Annotated in this window: 19 protein-coding genes; 2 read left to right on the top strand and 17 right to left on the bottom strand. The window is 70.3% G+C overall.

Translation table 11 applies throughout. From position 1 onward, the window contains the following. Positions 1-6: 6 nt before the first annotated feature. The 10 genes from ACH4DX_RS35130 to ACH4DX_RS35175 form a co-directional block, all read right to left on the bottom strand. Positions 7-2,067, bottom strand: a complete 2,061-nt coding sequence (locus ACH4DX_RS35130; protein ID WP_398158106.1) for a hypothetical protein — start codon at positions 2,065-2,067, stop codon at positions 7-9. Positions 2,068-2,318: 251 nt separating this feature from the next. Then, positions 2,319-2,801: a hypothetical protein gene (locus ACH4DX_RS35135; RefSeq protein WP_398119255.1), complete on the bottom strand. Its 483-nt coding sequence runs from the start codon at positions 2,799-2,801 to the stop codon at positions 2,319-2,321. Then, a complete protein-coding gene (locus ACH4DX_RS35140) occupies positions 2,801-3,352 on the bottom strand; it encodes a phage tail tube protein (protein ID WP_398158107.1) in 552 nt (183 codons plus the stop codon). The genes ACH4DX_RS35135 and ACH4DX_RS35140 overlap by 1 nt, the downstream gene beginning before the upstream one ends. Before the next feature lie 12 nt (positions 3,353-3,364). Further along, positions 3,365-3,796: a minor capsid protein gene (locus ACH4DX_RS35145; protein WP_398119251.1), complete on the bottom strand. Its 432-nt coding sequence runs from the start codon at positions 3,794-3,796 to the stop codon at positions 3,365-3,367. Further along, positions 3,793-4,143, bottom strand: a complete 351-nt coding sequence (locus tag ACH4DX_RS35150; RefSeq protein WP_398119249.1) for a hypothetical protein — start codon at positions 4,141-4,143, stop codon at positions 3,793-3,795. The genes ACH4DX_RS35145 and ACH4DX_RS35150 overlap by 4 nt, the downstream gene beginning before the upstream one ends. Next, positions 4,140-4,460 carry a hypothetical protein gene (locus tag ACH4DX_RS35155; RefSeq protein ID WP_398158108.1) on the bottom strand — a complete coding sequence of 107 codons (321 nt, stop codon included), beginning with the start codon at positions 4,458-4,460 and terminating at the stop codon, positions 4,140-4,142. Before ACH4DX_RS35155 ends, ACH4DX_RS35150 begins: the two co-directional genes overlap by 4 nt. After that, positions 4,457-4,846, bottom strand: coding sequence for a hypothetical protein (locus ACH4DX_RS35160; RefSeq protein ID WP_398158109.1), 390 nt, complete (start codon positions 4,844-4,846; stop codon positions 4,457-4,459). Before ACH4DX_RS35160 ends, ACH4DX_RS35155 begins: the two co-directional genes overlap by 4 nt. A gap of 3 nt (positions 4,847-4,849) precedes the next feature. Beyond that, positions 4,850-4,993, bottom strand: coding sequence for a hypothetical protein (locus ACH4DX_RS35165; protein WP_398158110.1), 144 nt, complete (start codon positions 4,991-4,993; stop codon positions 4,850-4,852). A gap of 22 nt (positions 4,994-5,015) precedes the next feature. Further along, positions 5,016-5,873 carry a phage head protein gene (locus ACH4DX_RS35170; RefSeq protein ID WP_398119241.1) on the bottom strand — a complete coding sequence of 286 codons (858 nt, stop codon included), beginning with the start codon at positions 5,871-5,873 and terminating at the stop codon, positions 5,016-5,018. Between the two features lie 65 nt (positions 5,874-5,938). Continuing rightward, positions 5,939-6,631 carry a hypothetical protein gene (locus ACH4DX_RS35175; RefSeq protein WP_398158111.1) on the bottom strand — a complete coding sequence of 231 codons (693 nt, stop codon included), beginning with the start codon at positions 6,629-6,631 and terminating at the stop codon, positions 5,939-5,941. 187 nt (positions 6,632-6,818) lie between these two features. Here ACH4DX_RS35175 and ACH4DX_RS35180 point away from each other — a divergent pair, with 187 nt between their 5' ends. Beyond that, a complete protein-coding gene (locus ACH4DX_RS35180; RefSeq protein WP_398119238.1) occupies positions 6,819-7,271 on the top strand; it encodes a DUF6082 family protein in 453 nt (150 codons plus the stop codon). A gap of 29 nt (positions 7,272-7,300) precedes the next feature. Here ACH4DX_RS35180 and ACH4DX_RS35185 read toward each other — a convergent pair whose 3' ends face one another. The 3 genes from ACH4DX_RS35185 to ACH4DX_RS35195 are packed head-to-tail and all read right to left on the bottom strand — an operon-like array spanning position 7,301 to position 9,692. Then, complete coding sequence (locus ACH4DX_RS35185; RefSeq protein ID WP_398119236.1) at positions 7,301-7,477, bottom strand: Rmf/CrpP fold protein; 177 nt, start codon at positions 7,475-7,477, stop codon at positions 7,301-7,303. Then, positions 7,474-7,725, bottom strand: a complete 252-nt coding sequence (locus ACH4DX_RS35190) for a hypothetical protein (protein ID WP_398158112.1) — start codon at positions 7,723-7,725, stop codon at positions 7,474-7,476. Before ACH4DX_RS35190 ends, ACH4DX_RS35185 begins: the two co-directional genes overlap by 4 nt. Then, complete coding sequence (locus ACH4DX_RS35195; protein WP_398158113.1) at positions 7,722-9,692, bottom strand: phage minor capsid protein; 1,971 nt, start codon at positions 9,690-9,692, stop codon at positions 7,722-7,724. Before ACH4DX_RS35195 ends, ACH4DX_RS35190 begins: the two co-directional genes overlap by 4 nt. A gap of 262 nt (positions 9,693-9,954) precedes the next feature. Between ACH4DX_RS35195 and ACH4DX_RS35200 the strand changes: the two genes are divergently transcribed. Further along, positions 9,955-10,116 carry a hypothetical protein gene (locus tag ACH4DX_RS35200; RefSeq protein ID WP_398119233.1) on the top strand — a complete coding sequence of 54 codons (162 nt, stop codon included), beginning with the start codon at positions 9,955-9,957 and terminating at the stop codon, positions 10,114-10,116. A 93-nt stretch (positions 10,117-10,209) separates the two neighbouring features. Here ACH4DX_RS35200 and ACH4DX_RS35205 read toward each other — a convergent pair whose 3' ends face one another. From ACH4DX_RS35205 to ACH4DX_RS35220, 4 genes are all read right to left on the bottom strand, one after another. After that, entirely contained in the window at positions 10,210-11,688 is a 1,479-nt protein-coding gene (locus tag ACH4DX_RS35205) for a phage capsid protein (protein ID WP_398119231.1), read from the bottom strand. A 6-nt stretch (positions 11,689-11,694) separates the two neighbouring features. Next, positions 11,695-12,951, bottom strand: a complete 1,257-nt coding sequence (locus tag ACH4DX_RS35210; RefSeq protein ID WP_398119229.1) for a PBSX family phage terminase large subunit — start codon at positions 12,949-12,951, stop codon at positions 11,695-11,697. A gap of 6 nt (positions 12,952-12,957) precedes the next feature. Continuing rightward, positions 12,958-13,488, bottom strand: coding sequence for a helix-turn-helix domain-containing protein (locus tag ACH4DX_RS35215; RefSeq protein ID WP_398119228.1), 531 nt, complete (start codon positions 13,486-13,488; stop codon positions 12,958-12,960). 157 nt (positions 13,489-13,645) lie between these two features. Beyond that, positions 13,646-14,092 (bottom strand): hypothetical protein, encoded by a 447-nt coding sequence (locus tag ACH4DX_RS35220; RefSeq protein ID WP_398119226.1) that lies wholly within the window; start codon positions 14,090-14,092, stop codon positions 13,646-13,648. Between the last annotated feature and the right edge of the window lie 68 nt (positions 14,093-14,160).

A 14,160-nucleotide genomic window follows, 5' to 3' on the forward strand; every position in this document is an offset into this window, starting at 1 on the left:
CCCCGCTCACGTGCCGAATGCCGTCTGTACGCTGCCGCGTCCGTCCACACGCACCATGCGGCGAACCAGCCGCTTGAACTCGGCGTCGGCGCCGGTGACGTCGAGGACCAGGCGCCCGCCCCCGCCGACCGCGCCGCCCGTGACCGCGGTGGTCTGTGCAGCCATGGCTGCGGCGGTGGCCTGCCCGGGGGTGGGGGTGGTGACCAGGGTGCGCATGGTGCGGTCGACCGCACCGGCGCCGGACTCGATGCCCTCAACGATGCCCGCAGGAATCCACCGGCCCACCTCGTCCGCCATCAGACGTGAGGGGCTGCCGATGCGCAGGGCCCGCGCCACCGGACCCGGGATGACGGACTTCGCCCATCCGGTGATCGTGCTCTTGAGCCATCCGCCCATGGAGCGGATACCGGCCCACAGACCGCGCACGACGTCGCGGCCGTGCCCGCGCAGCAGTCCGCCCAGACTCCCGATTCCGGCGGCGATGCTGCGAGGGAAGCCACGCACCCACCCCAGGAACTCGCCGACCTTCTGCCCGGCGGCCGACCGGAAAGCCTGGAAGCCGCGGGAAGCGGCTCCGCGCAGACGGCCGGGCAGCGCTGCAAGCGCAGAGGCGGCGCGGCCCGGCACCCCGGTGAGGTAGGCGTGCAGCTCCACGAGCTTGCGCACGGCAGCGTTCTTCGCCGCACCGAACCAGCCGCCCAACCGGCCAGGCAGCGAGCCGAACCAGCCCAGCGCGCTGCCGATGCCCGCCACGACGGTATCCGTGGTCGCCTTGATGAACCCCCACGCCGTTGACCATGCTGTCTGGAACCACGTGGTCTTCGTCGCGATCAACACCACAACCGCGACCAGGGCGACGATTGCGGCGATGATCCAGAACACCGGCGAGGCGTACATGCTGGCGTTGAGCTGCCATTGCGATGCCGTCCAGATCCGGTTGCGGACCGCAACGACGGTCTGTGCGATGGCCCAGGCTTTCGAGGCCAGCGTCACCGCGCCGATAGCCACCGCAAGCGCAGTCAGGACCGGGGTGGGCGTAGCGCCGACGATGCGGGCCAGGACCAGGGCGATCTGCGTGCCCACTCCGATCAGCGGGCCGAGCGCGACCAGGACCTCGACTGCGGCCCCCGCCAGGTTCCCCAGCGTTTCGCCGCCCTCGTCGGCAAGGTCGAGGAAGGAGGCGAATCCCTGACTGTCGCCGAGAGACGTAGCCCAGTCGGCGAAGGCGGCGGACAGGTCCACCAGACCGCCGGTGATGCCTGCCGAAGCGGGCAGGAAGGCGTACAGCAGACCCGCGAACCCCACGGCGAGGTTCTTGACGAAGGCCAAAAGGTCCCGCAGTGCGGGCCCCGATGCCGCCGCGGTCTCGCTCGCCCATTCCTTGAAACGGGCAGACTCCACCCCTTCCTCGACGTCGTCGAGGAAAGAGGAGAACGCGCCCGCCGCAGCGTCGACGAACGGAGTCAGCGTGGGCAGCAGACCGCGCAGGGTCGTGAGGCCCTTGGTAACGACGGGCATCGTGGTGTCGCTCAGCGCGTCCGACCACTGCTGATAGTCCGACTTCAAGCCCAAGAACGCCCGTGCGGTCTCCCGCGTGGCGGGCGGCAGTTCCGCAAGCGCCGCAGTGTAGGCCTGCTGCTTCTCGGCAGCATCGGCCGCGCCCTCAGCTGCGGCCTTCTCGGCCTCCTCGGCGAGCTTGGCGACCTCCTGCACGCCTTCCATCTGCGGCCCGACCGCAGTCGTGAAAGCTTTGACGGCCAATCCCGCGGCGGCAGCGCCCGCGGCCAGACCTCCGAGCGTGACCGTGGCGGCAGCGACCGCGGGCACAGCCGCGCCGAGGATGCCAAGACCCGCAGCCGCACGCAGCGCACCAGACCGGATGTTCTCGCCGAGCGAGTCGCCCATGGCCTCGCCCTGCCGGGCGAAACGCCCGCGCATGTCGCGCAGCCGCCCGTCTGTGGTGCGTACCAGACCATCGAGCCCTGCCTCGGTGCGGGCGATGCCCCGCCGGGCGCCGGAATCGTCAAGGTCGATGACGCCGAAGAGTTCGCCGATGCGCAGTGCCACGGGCCCGCCTCCCGTCGCGTCTCGCAGAGCGGGCACGGGCAGGCCTACGGCGGCCTAGCGCACGGGTGCATCCGGGGGTGGTGCCAGGTGGCGGGCGAGGCGGGAGTCAGCCGAGAGCAGGCCGAGGATGCGCACCCGCAGCCACCGCCAGGAGCGAGCCCGCCTCACGAGCGGGTCGCCGGCGTCGATGCCGTACACCTCGTGCAGGTCCGCTTCGATCAGCGGCCACTGTTGAAGGAGCTGCGGCCAGGTCAGCGACGCGGCGCCGGTCGGCGCTTTGCGCGGGGCTTGGCCGGGCGGGTACTCGTACCACTCGTAGAGCCCTGAGGCGGCGTCGTACTCGCCCCGTCCGATCGGCGCTGCTGCCGGTTGGACGGGGCCGAGCGGTTTGGGTCGCCGCCCGCGGCCCACACCTTCTCCGCGGTGGCCTTGTCCTGCACGATCCACACCACCGCAGTACGCGCAGCGAGTTTGAGCGCGGGCCAGGAGACGCCAGCGACGAGCATCTGCGCGTAGGCGGCGCCGAGGACGTCGCGGTACAGGTCAAGTTCATCGGCATCGCCGAGGACTTCGGTGTTGATGTCGCCCCCGTTCGCGGCGAGGGCGGCGGCCTGGACGATGGCCTGGACCCGTAGACCGGTCTCTGCGGACGGCGCGGGGATGGTGTAGCGGCGCCCGCCGATCGGCAGGGACAACGTTTCGTCGAGCAGGTCGTCGATGTCCTCGAACCCCATCAGGCAGCCACCTTCTTACGGACTGCGGCCGAGGACTCCTCGGCGACCAGGGCGAGGGTGCCACCGGCGGGCGGGGCAAGCGGGTTCGCGATCTTCTTGCGGGGTCCCTTGCCGGTCAAGGTCACCTTGACCGTGTCGAGGTCGTCGGGCGCCCCGCCCTCGGGCTCCCAGGTGACCAGGGCGTACCCCTCGTACGCCTCGTCGCGGCCCTCGCGGTCGTAGTAGCGCACGTGCACGCGCGAGGCGGCGCCGAACGATTCGGAAGCGAGCCGCAGCCGCTCTTGGGCAGCGTTGAACACGCGGGTTTCGGGGTGGCAGCGGTGCGCGAGCTTGGTCTCGATCGACCAGGCGAGTTCGGTCACCGTGCTGTCGGCCCACCCCTCGTCGTCGTAGGTAGTCGACTTCTGCTGCGTGGGCTCAACTTTGGGCGCGAACTCCTGCACGCCCGGGACCAGGGACCATGTCGGGGTGGTGGTGCCGGTGTTCAGTTCGAGCCGGTACCGGCGGGCGAGCGCGGTCTCGGTCTCCGCCGGGGGCGTGGGCGTACTCAAGGGCGAATCCTCCTATTCGAGGCGGGGGTGCGGTCGGTGGGCGCGTACGCGGTAGTTGCTGGTGCGCTCCTGGCGGCCGTTGGCGTCTGCGCCGAGCAAGGCGGCCGAGAAGCGGTAGACGAGAGTGATCCGGGCAGCGCCAAAGGTGCGCGCCCCAAGGCCCTGGAGAATGGCGAACACGTCGTCGTCGAGGGCGGCGACCTCACGCGGGTCGGGTCCGGCGCGGGTGCGGACCTGCACGGCGAGCACGGTGTCGGTGAGCGCGGCCGACTCCTGGACCGGGTAGGCGGTAAGGACGATGACGCGATCGGGTGCCGCGGGCATCACGGTGTCGGTGATGGCGGTCTCGCCCTCGGCGTACAGGCCGTCGGGCCGGTAGGTGCCGATGGCCTGCTCGTCGAGCAGGCGGGCGAGGCCGTCGACGACATCGGGGAGAAACGTCACCGCAGCGACCGCCGGACCTGCGCGGCGATGATCTCTGCGACCGTGCCGGCCTCTTCCGTGAGGGGGCGTTCGAGGTACTTCGCGGTGCGCCCTGCATCGTGGCGGTAGGTCATCTCCTCGTGCTGTCTCACCGCGTACGGGGTGTCGTAGGAGACGGCGGCGGTAAGCGTCGGCTCGTCGACGGTCGCGGTTCCGGAGCGTTCGAGGGTGGCCTCTTCGATCGGGACGCGGCGGCGGGAGACTTCGAGCACGTGCTCGGCGGCGAGCCGCAGACCGCGGGCGGCGCCCCGGCGCTCGGCGGCGAGGATCGCGTCGCCGTTCCAGCGCAGGCGGGTGCGCTGCGTCATTCACACATCACCTCCGTACTGGCGGGAACGGGCAGGCCCGGCGCGGTGTGGTGGGCGACGCTGATTGCGGTGGTCTTGCGGCCGGTGGGCAGGGTGATGCGCGACTCGGCCGGGCAGGTGAGATCGGGCTCGGCGATGATCTGCGCCGTGCTGATGACCTCGCGCCCCTCCTTGTTGCGGACGGTCTTGACGGTCTCGGCGACCAGGGCGGGCACGTCCGCGACCGCGGGCCCGTACTGCTTTCCGTACGCGGAGGTGCCGAGACAGGGCTCGATGGTGATGCGGTGGCGCAGGAGCCAGCGGGGAACACTGGTCACCAGATCACCCCCGGGAGCAGTCCGGCACGCCGTAGGGCGCGGTGCGCGCGAGGGGCGAGGTCGACATCGTCGGGCGTCCGCGGTCCGCCCTGGGGGGCCGACAGGGCCACGGGCCCGATACTCACGGAACCCCATCGGTCGGCCGCTCCGGTGCCGTCGTCACCTGCTGCGAGCTGGTACTCGACTTGAGCGCAGACCGCGTCCCGGAACGCACCGACGATCGCCGGATCGGTAGGCATACCTGCGTCGTCGGTGCGATAGACCGCCCTGATCAGTGCGTCGTCGAGGTCCGCGGACGCGCGGGCGAGCAGCCGCTCGGCGCCGGGCGGGGCCGGTTTCCCGGTCCACGCCGTGAGCTGTACGGGGGTGGCGTAGACACGGGGCAACGGTCACCCCTCCTTCTTGGCCTTGCTGCGGACAGCAGAACGCCCCGCGGGCTTGTCTGCCTGCGGGGCGCCATCGGGGCTGTCCGGCGCGGTGACGGGGTTGTCCGGCTCGGGGCCCGGCATCCTCTGGTGGTAGCGGCGCAGCATCACGCAGCACCCTCCTTTCTGATCAGGCGGCGGCGAGGGTGCCGACGCAGACACCGCGGTCGCTCAAGCGCTTGACGGCGTAGTGCAACGTGGTCGTGACGACGGTGGAGCGGGCGAGGATGTCGCGGTCGTCCTCGACCAGGGGGCGGCGCTTGTAGGCCAGACCAAGGGCGCCCCGCTTCATGAGCAGGAACGTGCGAGCGGCGACGCGGTTGGTCAGGAAGACGGGCACCCCGCCGATACGGCCGATGCTGCCCGCGACGGCGGCGGAGGGGCCATTGCCGAGCTTGGAGGCATCGACGAACTGCGGGTCGGCGAGCGCGTCGGCGTACTGGGCGCTGTTGAGGAACAGTCCCGCGAAGTCGTCCGGCTCCCACTCGTCCCCGAACTGCGCGATGCCCGGAACCATGGCGTCAAGCCACGTGAACTTGGTCTTGCCCGCGCCGGTGGTGAACTTCAACGGGAGGCCACCGCCGAGGGCGGTCTCGTCGGCCTGGGCCTGGGTGATCAGGTCGGCGTCGACCTTGCGCGCGGCCAGAATGCCGAACTGCCGGCGTGCCTCGGCCTCGGGGTCGCCGAGACTGACCAACTTGGCTTTGTCGGTGATCTCGACGGCCTTACCGGCCTCCTTGATCACTGCCTTCGCCGAGCTGGTCGACATCGCAACCGGCGTCATTGGCGTTGCCTCGGTCAGTTCGTCGAGGTCACCGAGACTGCCCCACTTCGGGAACTCGATCTCGCTGCCGGGTGCGCCTTCAAGGGTGTTGTCCTCGACGACGGCGGACGATCCGCCGACGCGGACCTTGCCGAGGAACTCGGCCTGCGCCATGTCGCCCCAGACCTCGGGGACGATCATTGCGGCACTGGTGGTCTTGGCCATGGGTGGTGTGCTCCTTCTCCGGCACGGTGGCCGGGCATTACGGGCCCGGCGCTCGGCCGGACAGATCAGGAACCGGCGAGGCGCCGGTACGTCTCGGGGTCGGTCTGGTACAGCTCGGCACGCTCGGCGTAGGGCATGGCGGCGAACTGCTCGGCGGTCACGGCCCCGGGTCCGGGGTCGCTGAAGTCGGCGCCCCCCTTCGGCGCGGTCTGCGGGACGGCGGCGAGGTAGGGCTGGGCCGCGACGGCGTTCTTGATCGCTTCGGTCACGGCGGCGGTGTCGGTCGGGTCGAGCTGGGCGACGGCGGCCGTGAAGCTGGCGGAGTCGAGCAGGCGGGCGACGTCGGCGCCCACGGTCGGCGCGGCCTGGATGACGGCGGCCTGAACGGCGGCGCGGCGGGCGGCGGCTCCCGAGTCGGCGAGGGCCTGCTGTGCCCACTTCGGCAGGCGCGCGACGTCGCCCTCGGGCGCCTCGGCGGCGGGCGGCGCGGCCGAGGCCTGCGGGGTCAGCTGCTGCGGAATTACCTGCTGGGCGCGGGTGCGGTAGTCGGCGGCTTCGGCGCGCGTGTCCTTGATGAGCTTCTGGGCCCATTCGGGCAGCGATGCGACGTCCTGCGGCTCACCCTGCGGCGTGGTCGACTGCTGCGGGGTGAGGGGCGTAGCGGTGGGTTGCGGCTGCGGTGGTGCCGAGGTGGTGCTCGGCGCGGTCGGGGCCTGCGGGTCGCTGGACGGGGCGGGCGCGGTGGGCGGGGTCGACACGGTGTCCTCCCGGGACGGTGTCAGGGGCCGTGCGCGCCTGGCGCTCGACCGAGTATGGGAAACGGGAAATGGGCCCGCTCCTGGCGGGCTCGGCTACAGAATGTGAGTCAGGCACGCGTGATTGAGAACGTTCTATGCCTCTGACGTTTTGAGTCACGCCGTAAATTGACGCTTAGGAGTGTCGCCTGTGGCGATCATTTCCCTCATGGTTTCAGCGGCTGCCTTGGTGGCTGCCGGGTTATCACTCGTATATCAAGCACGCCAGACTAGGCTCGTTAAAGACGAGAGCATGAGGAGTTCTCACAGAGAGCTTTTAGGGATGGCTCTCAACGACCCAACCTTGAGGGCAAGTTGGGGAGGTACTATTGCCGAGCTTCCAGAGGAGACAGCTCGGCAAAGTATGTTCGCCAACCTCATCGTCACCTGGTGGAACTCTGGCTATGTGATCAATGATATGACCGACGGACAGTTGTCTCTACTGCTCGAATCTTTCTTCAGGGGAGAAGTGGGCAGGAGATATTGGAGCATGGCAGGGCAAGGCTGGCGCGATGCTGCACAGTTGTCGAAATCGAAGAGGCAGCGACGTTTTGTTTCTATCGTGGATGCGAAATACGAATCAGCCTTGACGGCGCACTCGTAAGGCGAATCAACGTTGAATGGAACGAAAAATCACGCGGAATCTTCCGTCTTGTGTTCTCGACGGCCGTCGGCGTATCCCTTTATCCACGCGGTACTGAGTAGTGAGGTGAGCGGGTACGGGCATACGGTCGGAGGGTCGCCGCGCTTGCCTGCCTCGCGACCTGTCGTGACGGCCTCGACGATGTCCTCGCGCGTGCCCAAGGTCACCTCTTGTTCTGGTGGTCCGACTCGTTATGGCGGGCGCTGGTGGCCCACCGTTGGGTCTTGCCCGTCGCCTGCTCGATGAACTCGGCTTGCGTGAGCCTGCCGTGTACGGCCCACCACTCCTTCAGCTCGTCGGACGCCCGCGCGTAGGCGATGCGCGCGGGCCCGCTGAACAGACCGATTGGGCTGTGTCCGGCGGCGTGGGCCTTCTTCGTGAGCAGGTAACCGCGGCAGTCCTCTTCGGCTTTCAAGTACTGCCGGTAGACGTACTCCTCGTACAGGGCGCGGGCCTCGCGGCGTGTGATCGTGTGCCGCTCGTCCTGCTCGCCCTCGTCCTCTTGCTGGGCGGCGGCGAGGGCGGCGGCCTCGGCGGCGAACGACTCGTCGTCGGCGAGGCGCCCCCACTGCTCGGGGTCGGGCGCGGGGGCCATGGCCTCGGCGAGGGCGTCGCGGTCGGCGAGCAGGTCGTCGACGGCGTTGCCGGTGTCGGCTGGGGCCGGTAGCTCGACGGCGTCGCGGCGGTCCATCTCCGCGGCGATGCGCAGTAGTTCGGAGTGTCGGCGTACTGCATGGCCCATGCGAGGTCGTCGTCGCCCACGCCCGACAGATCGGCGCGCAGGTTCCCGCCGGGGAAGAGGCGGGCGAGCAGGTCGCGGCGGGCGGCCTCCGCAGCGATGGCGGCGGCCTCCGGTCCGGTCCCGGCGTCGCGGTAGCGGGCGGCGAGCTGGGCATCGGACAGACCAACCAGGTCGGGGCGCACGTCGGGGTACTGTCCGGCGCGGTCGCGGCGGTCGGTCTCGGCCATGATGCGCAACTGGTCGTCCTGGTCGACGTGGGCGAACAGGCGGGCGAGGTCGTCGTCGGACAGGGTGAGCAGATCCTCGACCAGGCGCCCGCGCGGTGCGGCGCGGTCGAGCAGGGCGGCGAGGTCGCGGTGGTCGGTCTCGGTCTCGATCCGGCGCCGTGCGCGGTCGTCGAGCGGCGTACGGAGCGCGGCGGCGAGCTGGTCGTCGCTCATCTCCCGCACGGTCGCCTCGTCACCCGACCACACGCGGGCCCGCTCGACCTGATCCGGCACCGGCGGGCGCGGCGTCGCGGGAAGATTCCCGGCGCCTTCCTGCTCGCGGTGCCGAAGTCGGCGCAAGTCCGGGTGATCCGTCAGGTGTTGGCGCATGGCGCCCTGCCACGCGCGCACCTTGGCGCGGGCAGTGCGCTTCTCGGCCGGGCTGGTGGCGACGGCTTCGCGGCGCTTCCACTTGCGGATGGTCCGTTCGATGGCGCGCTGTCGCTGTCCGGCCTCGTACCCGGTGGGGTCCGGCTCGGCGTCCTCGACCGTGGTCAGTCCTGGGGTGTAGGCGCTCACGGAGTGGCGGCAGTTGGGGTGTTGCAACCCGCGGGCGCGCGCTTCGTCGAGCGATCCGGCGACGCGGACGGGCACCATGCGGCCGTCGTCGAGGGCGTGCTCGACCTCGACCGTGCGCGGGCCCGCGGGCCCGCCGATGGTCAAGATCTGGCGTTCCCACGGGCGGCACAGCGGGCATTCGCGCGGGGCGTTGGAGACGATGACCAGGTCGACGCCGTGCTCGGCGAGGGTGCGCATGTGCGCCTCGGTCGCGGCCCGCGCGGTCGCCGTCCGTACGGCCATCTCGGCGTAGGTGGGGATCGACCAGCGGCGGCCGGCCTTGTCGACGAACGCGCGTATCCCGCGGTCGGCGAACTGTCGCAGTGCGTCTTGTACGGCCTGTCGGCGGGTGCCAGTACCGAGCAGGGGCGTTGCGGCCACGGACGCCACGACGGCGCGGAAGCCGTCGACGACGGCCCGCAGAATGCTGCGGTGCGTCGCGGTGACGACGTCGACGGCTTCCTGTGCGAGGCGGTCGACGGCCTGCGCCTGCGGCAAGCGGTCGTCGACCAGGCGGCGGGCGTCGTTGGACAGGGCGCCGAGTTCGGCGACCGCGGCGCGGTGCCCGGTGTTGTACGCCTCGGCGACCGCGTCGAACACGTCGAGCTGAGTCGCCTTGCCCAGCTCCTCGACGATGGCTTGTGCGGCGCGCCTGAGCTGCTGCACGGCGGCGAGCTTGGCCTCGACCCAACCGGGCGCGTCGAGCCCTGCGGCCAACTGGCGGGCGATGATGCCCAACAGCCGTTCCTCGGCCGCGGCGTAGGTGTCGCGCGTCGTCGCGGCCAGATCCTCGACCATGCCCGGGTGGATCGGCACGGGCCACCCCCCCCCGTCGCCTCAGAGCAGCGTCATATTTCCTGCCGGGCGCCCGCCGTCATTCCGTAACGGTTGGCTTGGAGTAGCCGTGACGCGCGATGTTCATCCGTAAGGGTGGTCTGCTCTCTCCGGGGCGAGGGAATGATCCTCGCGCACACGGCCGACGAGGAGGAGCAAGGTGTCTCAGGAGCTTCGTACACAAATCGAGGAGCGATTCGTAGGGAATGGCACAGAGCATGTAATGATCCGTGAGGTGGCGACCGTGACGGATGCGCCGAACGGGGCCTGCATGGTCAAAGCGAAGACGCGGCAGTGGGCGCGCGCCATCGAACGGGACCTCCGAGGCGCGGGGTGCAAGGTCCAGATCCACCACCCGGACCTCGAACAACGGACGCTGATCGTGAGCGGCACGCCCGACGAATGAAGCGACGGAAGTAGGCAAGCGCGCATCGACGCCGAGCCTTTCAAGGACTCGTGCCCGAACCGGTACGAGTCTTTGAGGCTTGGACGCCGCCACTTACGCGGCGAGCGGATACGTAGCCCCGGGGTCGGGTGCGTCCGCGGCACCGGTCTCCCGCAGGATCGCGGCGACCTCGGCTTGTACGTCGCCGTCGTCCCATTCCGGGTGAAGGATCTTCACCTTCGTTTTGGTGGAGACGGCCCCCGCGCGGGCGAGCAGGTCGAGGGTTGTCGCCGTGCTCTGCTCGCTCTCGGTGGCGCCGTCGCCGAACTCGACGCGGGGGCGCTCGGGCCTGATGCGGCGGCCGAAGTGCACGGCGTCGAGCTGCAAGAGAACGTGCAGGATGTGAGCGAGCGGCTGGCGCGTGTATCCGGCTTTCTGCTTGCGGGTGACGATGGACAGGGCGTCGCGGCTGTCGACTTCGGTCGCGGTGATCGGAGCGCCGTTGGCGTCGAGGCCGAACGACTGAGCCGAGTAGCCGGCCGACTGGACGGCCTGCCGGGTCAGTGCCTCGCTGGTCCTCTGGTGCTCCTCAACCCTGATCGCGAACTGAGCCAGGGTGATGCCCGTGCCGTCATTGGGTGGCATCTTCAGGGAGTGCCAGACCTCGCGATCCTCGTCGAACGACGCGCCCTGTCCTGCCCCCTGATCGCGGAGGTACCCGTCGGGGACGATCAACCGGGCGCGGGCGAGGCGGATGTCGCGCATCCATGACGTCCACACGTCGTCGAGGGCGTCGAACTCGTCCCTGATGCCCTGGAAGTCGCTACGCCCCATCGGGCTTGACCGGTGAAGTCGGTTGGGCCCGATGTTCGGCACGTACGCGATCGTGAGATCGGTGATGCCGGTCTCGACGCTGACGCCGTCCTCGCCGAGGCTGCCCGCAAGATCGGCGGTCTCGGGGTGCTCGGCCAGAGGGACGGCGCGACCAAGGTTGTCGGGGGTGCCCTCGTACAGGCCGTGCAGGATGCGGCCCGGCTCGTGCCGCTCGACGTGCCGGAACACCGTCGAGGCCGTCGAGCCGGGCAGGTCGCGCCACAAGGTCGCGGCCCGCAGCATGCCCCAACGGAACTCGGGGGCCACGTTGTCGGGCTGGACAACGGAAAAGATCGGCCGGTCGACCAAGTCGCGGTCCCACGTGGCGCGGTAGTACACCCCGGACAGGGCCGCGGACTGCTCAGCGGCGGCGTGCAACGCCTGTTGCATCTGGCCTTCGTCGACCAGGGTTTCGAGGCGTTCCTGTGTGGCGGTGTCCTCGACACTCAGGAACGGCATGTCGCTGAACAACAGGTGGGCGCTCACGCTGGCGATGTCGGACGCCAACGGCACATGCAGTCGGTGACGGCGCGGCCGGGCGGGCTGCTCGCGGCGCCGGTTGAACGGGCTACGGCGGGACGGGGCGGCGTCGTGCTCGCCGTAGTAGCGGGCGAGGCGGCGCCGGTCACCGGAGTACCACGCATCGTCGAGGCGCATCTCGGCGTAGTACGGGGCCCACTGCGGGGGCGGCCACGCTGCGCCGTTGTCGGGCAGTGCCATGCGTGCTCACCTCCTGGCGGTGTCGGGTGCGGGGGCGGTGAGCAGGTGGCGCCACTCGTGCGCGGTGGAGTGGACGACGTACCGCAGGGCGTCGGCGCTGTGGTCGTCGACCTTGATCGGGGCGTCTTCGCCGCGCTCGGTCGCCTTGGGGTCCCATGAGTATCCGGGGAGTTCGGCGAGCAGTCCCTCGCACGAGTTGTGCACGAGCAGGCGGTCGGCGGCGAGCAGGCTCGACACGGACCGGATTCCGTCGGTGACGTCGTTGGTGGCGCGGGCGAGGCCCGGGTGCCCGTCCTGCCACATCTGCGTAGAGAAGCTGGCGGCGCTCGGGTCAATGAACGTCCACTCGGGCGTGATGCCGAGGGCGGCGAGCCATCCGCGGACGGCGCGGCTGTACTGCGCGTCGGTCATGCTGCGGTGCGCGGTGCGGGAGTCGTGGCGCCACTCGGCGCACACGTACAGGCGGCCGTCGACTCCCTCGCCGAGCAGGACAGCGGCGAACGGGTTGGTGGTGCCGTAGTCGCAGCCGAGCCAGTGCCGGCGCATGTCGGGCAGCTCGGCGACGGCGTGCCGCTCCTCGTCCCACATGTCGTAGATGGCGCCCTCGGCAACCACCCACGCCCCATCGATCATGCGGCGGCGCCACAGACCGACGTACTCGGCGGTGAGGTCGGCGACGTACTCGGGCGACAGAGACGGGTTGTCGGCGAGGCGGAAGTGCCAAGCCCTGAGATTCAGCTCGGCGCTGCGGTCGAGGTAGCCGGTTTTGAGCCAGTGCCGCGGGCTGTCCGGGTTGGTCGTGGCGTACAGGCGGGCGCCCGGGACGCTCAACCTGGCCAGAAGCTGAGTCCAGAAACCTTCGGGTACGAGGGTGGCCTCGTCGACGTAGGCGAGCTGTGCGGTAAGGCCACGTAGGCGGCCCTCGGCGCGGGCGTCGGCGGCGCCTATCAGGTGGACGGTGCGGCCGAGGATCGTCGCCGTGGTGGCGCCCCTGGTGTGCACGACGTGCCGGGCCAATGGCCCGAACAGTGCGCGGTCTTGCAGGGGCTCCAACACGTTGCGCTCGATCGTCTGGAGGCTGCGCCCACACACGATGATCAGACCCGACGGTCCCGCGGTGGCAACGGCGATGACGAACGCCAGTAGCGAGGCGATCGTCTTCCCGCTGCGCACGCTGCCGTGCCACAGGTTGATACGGGCGGTCGCCTGCCCGATGGAGCGAAGCTGTTTGCGGGACAGGGGCAGGCGGCCGAGGTTGAGCACAGCGGCTCACCCCCCGGCGTCGCCCCCGTCGTCGTGGGCCTGGTCGTCGTTGGCGGCCTGCGTCAGGGCCTCGCCGAGTGCGCCGAGCATGCTGCGCACGTCCTCGGCACCCTCTCCGCTCTCGGCCGGGGCGAGGCGTAGTGAGGTGCCGACGGCGGTCTGTACCGACGCGATGATCTGGCGTTGGTCGCCGAAGCGTGGTTGCGGTAGGTGGGTCTCGTGCCACTCGCCCTCGCGGCCGGCGAACTCCCCGTGCACTGTGGGTACCCATAGCTGCGCGCGTAGGCGCTCAGCGTCGGTCTGGAGGTCGAGGGCGAGGGCGGTGCGGCGGGCGGCGAGGTCGGCGCGCCGTACGTCGGTGGCGGTGGCGACCTCGGCGGCACGGTCGAAGGTGAGCGGCGGTTCGTACGAGGCGGCGATCTTCGACACGGTTGACGGGCTGCGCCTGATCTTGCGAGCGATCTCGTTGCGGGCCTTGCCCTGGGCGTGCAGGCGGCGCACCTGCTCGCGGTCGCTGTCGTCGATTGGTCGAGCCATGGGGCTGTCACCTCCTTGCCCGAGGCTAGGCATGCAGAACGCCCCGCCGCGGGGGCGCGGCGGGGCGTTCGGGTGGGCGTTCCGTTTCCGGGCACGCCGAAGACGGGTCCAACATTAGGTCACGGAACGATAACGGCGCAAGTCTGTTCAGGCGCCGTCACGTGCGCGCGGAGCGCCCTGCGTCCGGACGCGGCTGCTGGGGTGTCCGACGGCTGAGCAGGGTCTCGGCGTACGCCGTGGGCAGGTGCCGACCAGGTGGCGGACTGGCAAGCCTGCGGTTGAGCAGGTGCGGCGGACGCGTGTCCGACGTGGCCGACGGCTCGTCATACCCGCTGGCCGTGGGCTCGGGCCTGGGCTGCTGATGCAACTGGTAGGCGAGTACCTGCGGCGCGGTCCCTTCCGGGCACACGCCGTTGGCCCATCCGACGCGGTAGACGTCGGCGAGGTGTCCGACGGCCTGTCGGATGGCGTCGGACAGATTGAGGCCGGTCCGCATGACGTCGGCGAGGTCGGCGGCGAGCTGGTCGTCGACGCGGAACGAGGGTCGGGCGCCGACCTTCGGCGGGTCCTGCTTCTTGGGCTGGTTAGGGTGGGCGTTAGCCACGGGGGTTGCTCCCGTCGGTGAGTCGGGCCCGTATGGCGGTGAGGTCGCCGGACCGGGCCCGCGCTGTT

This window comes from Streptomyces sp. NPDC017940, from assembly GCF_044328435.1.
Lineage (GTDB): Bacteria > Actinomycetota > Actinomycetes > Streptomycetales > Streptomycetaceae > Streptomyces.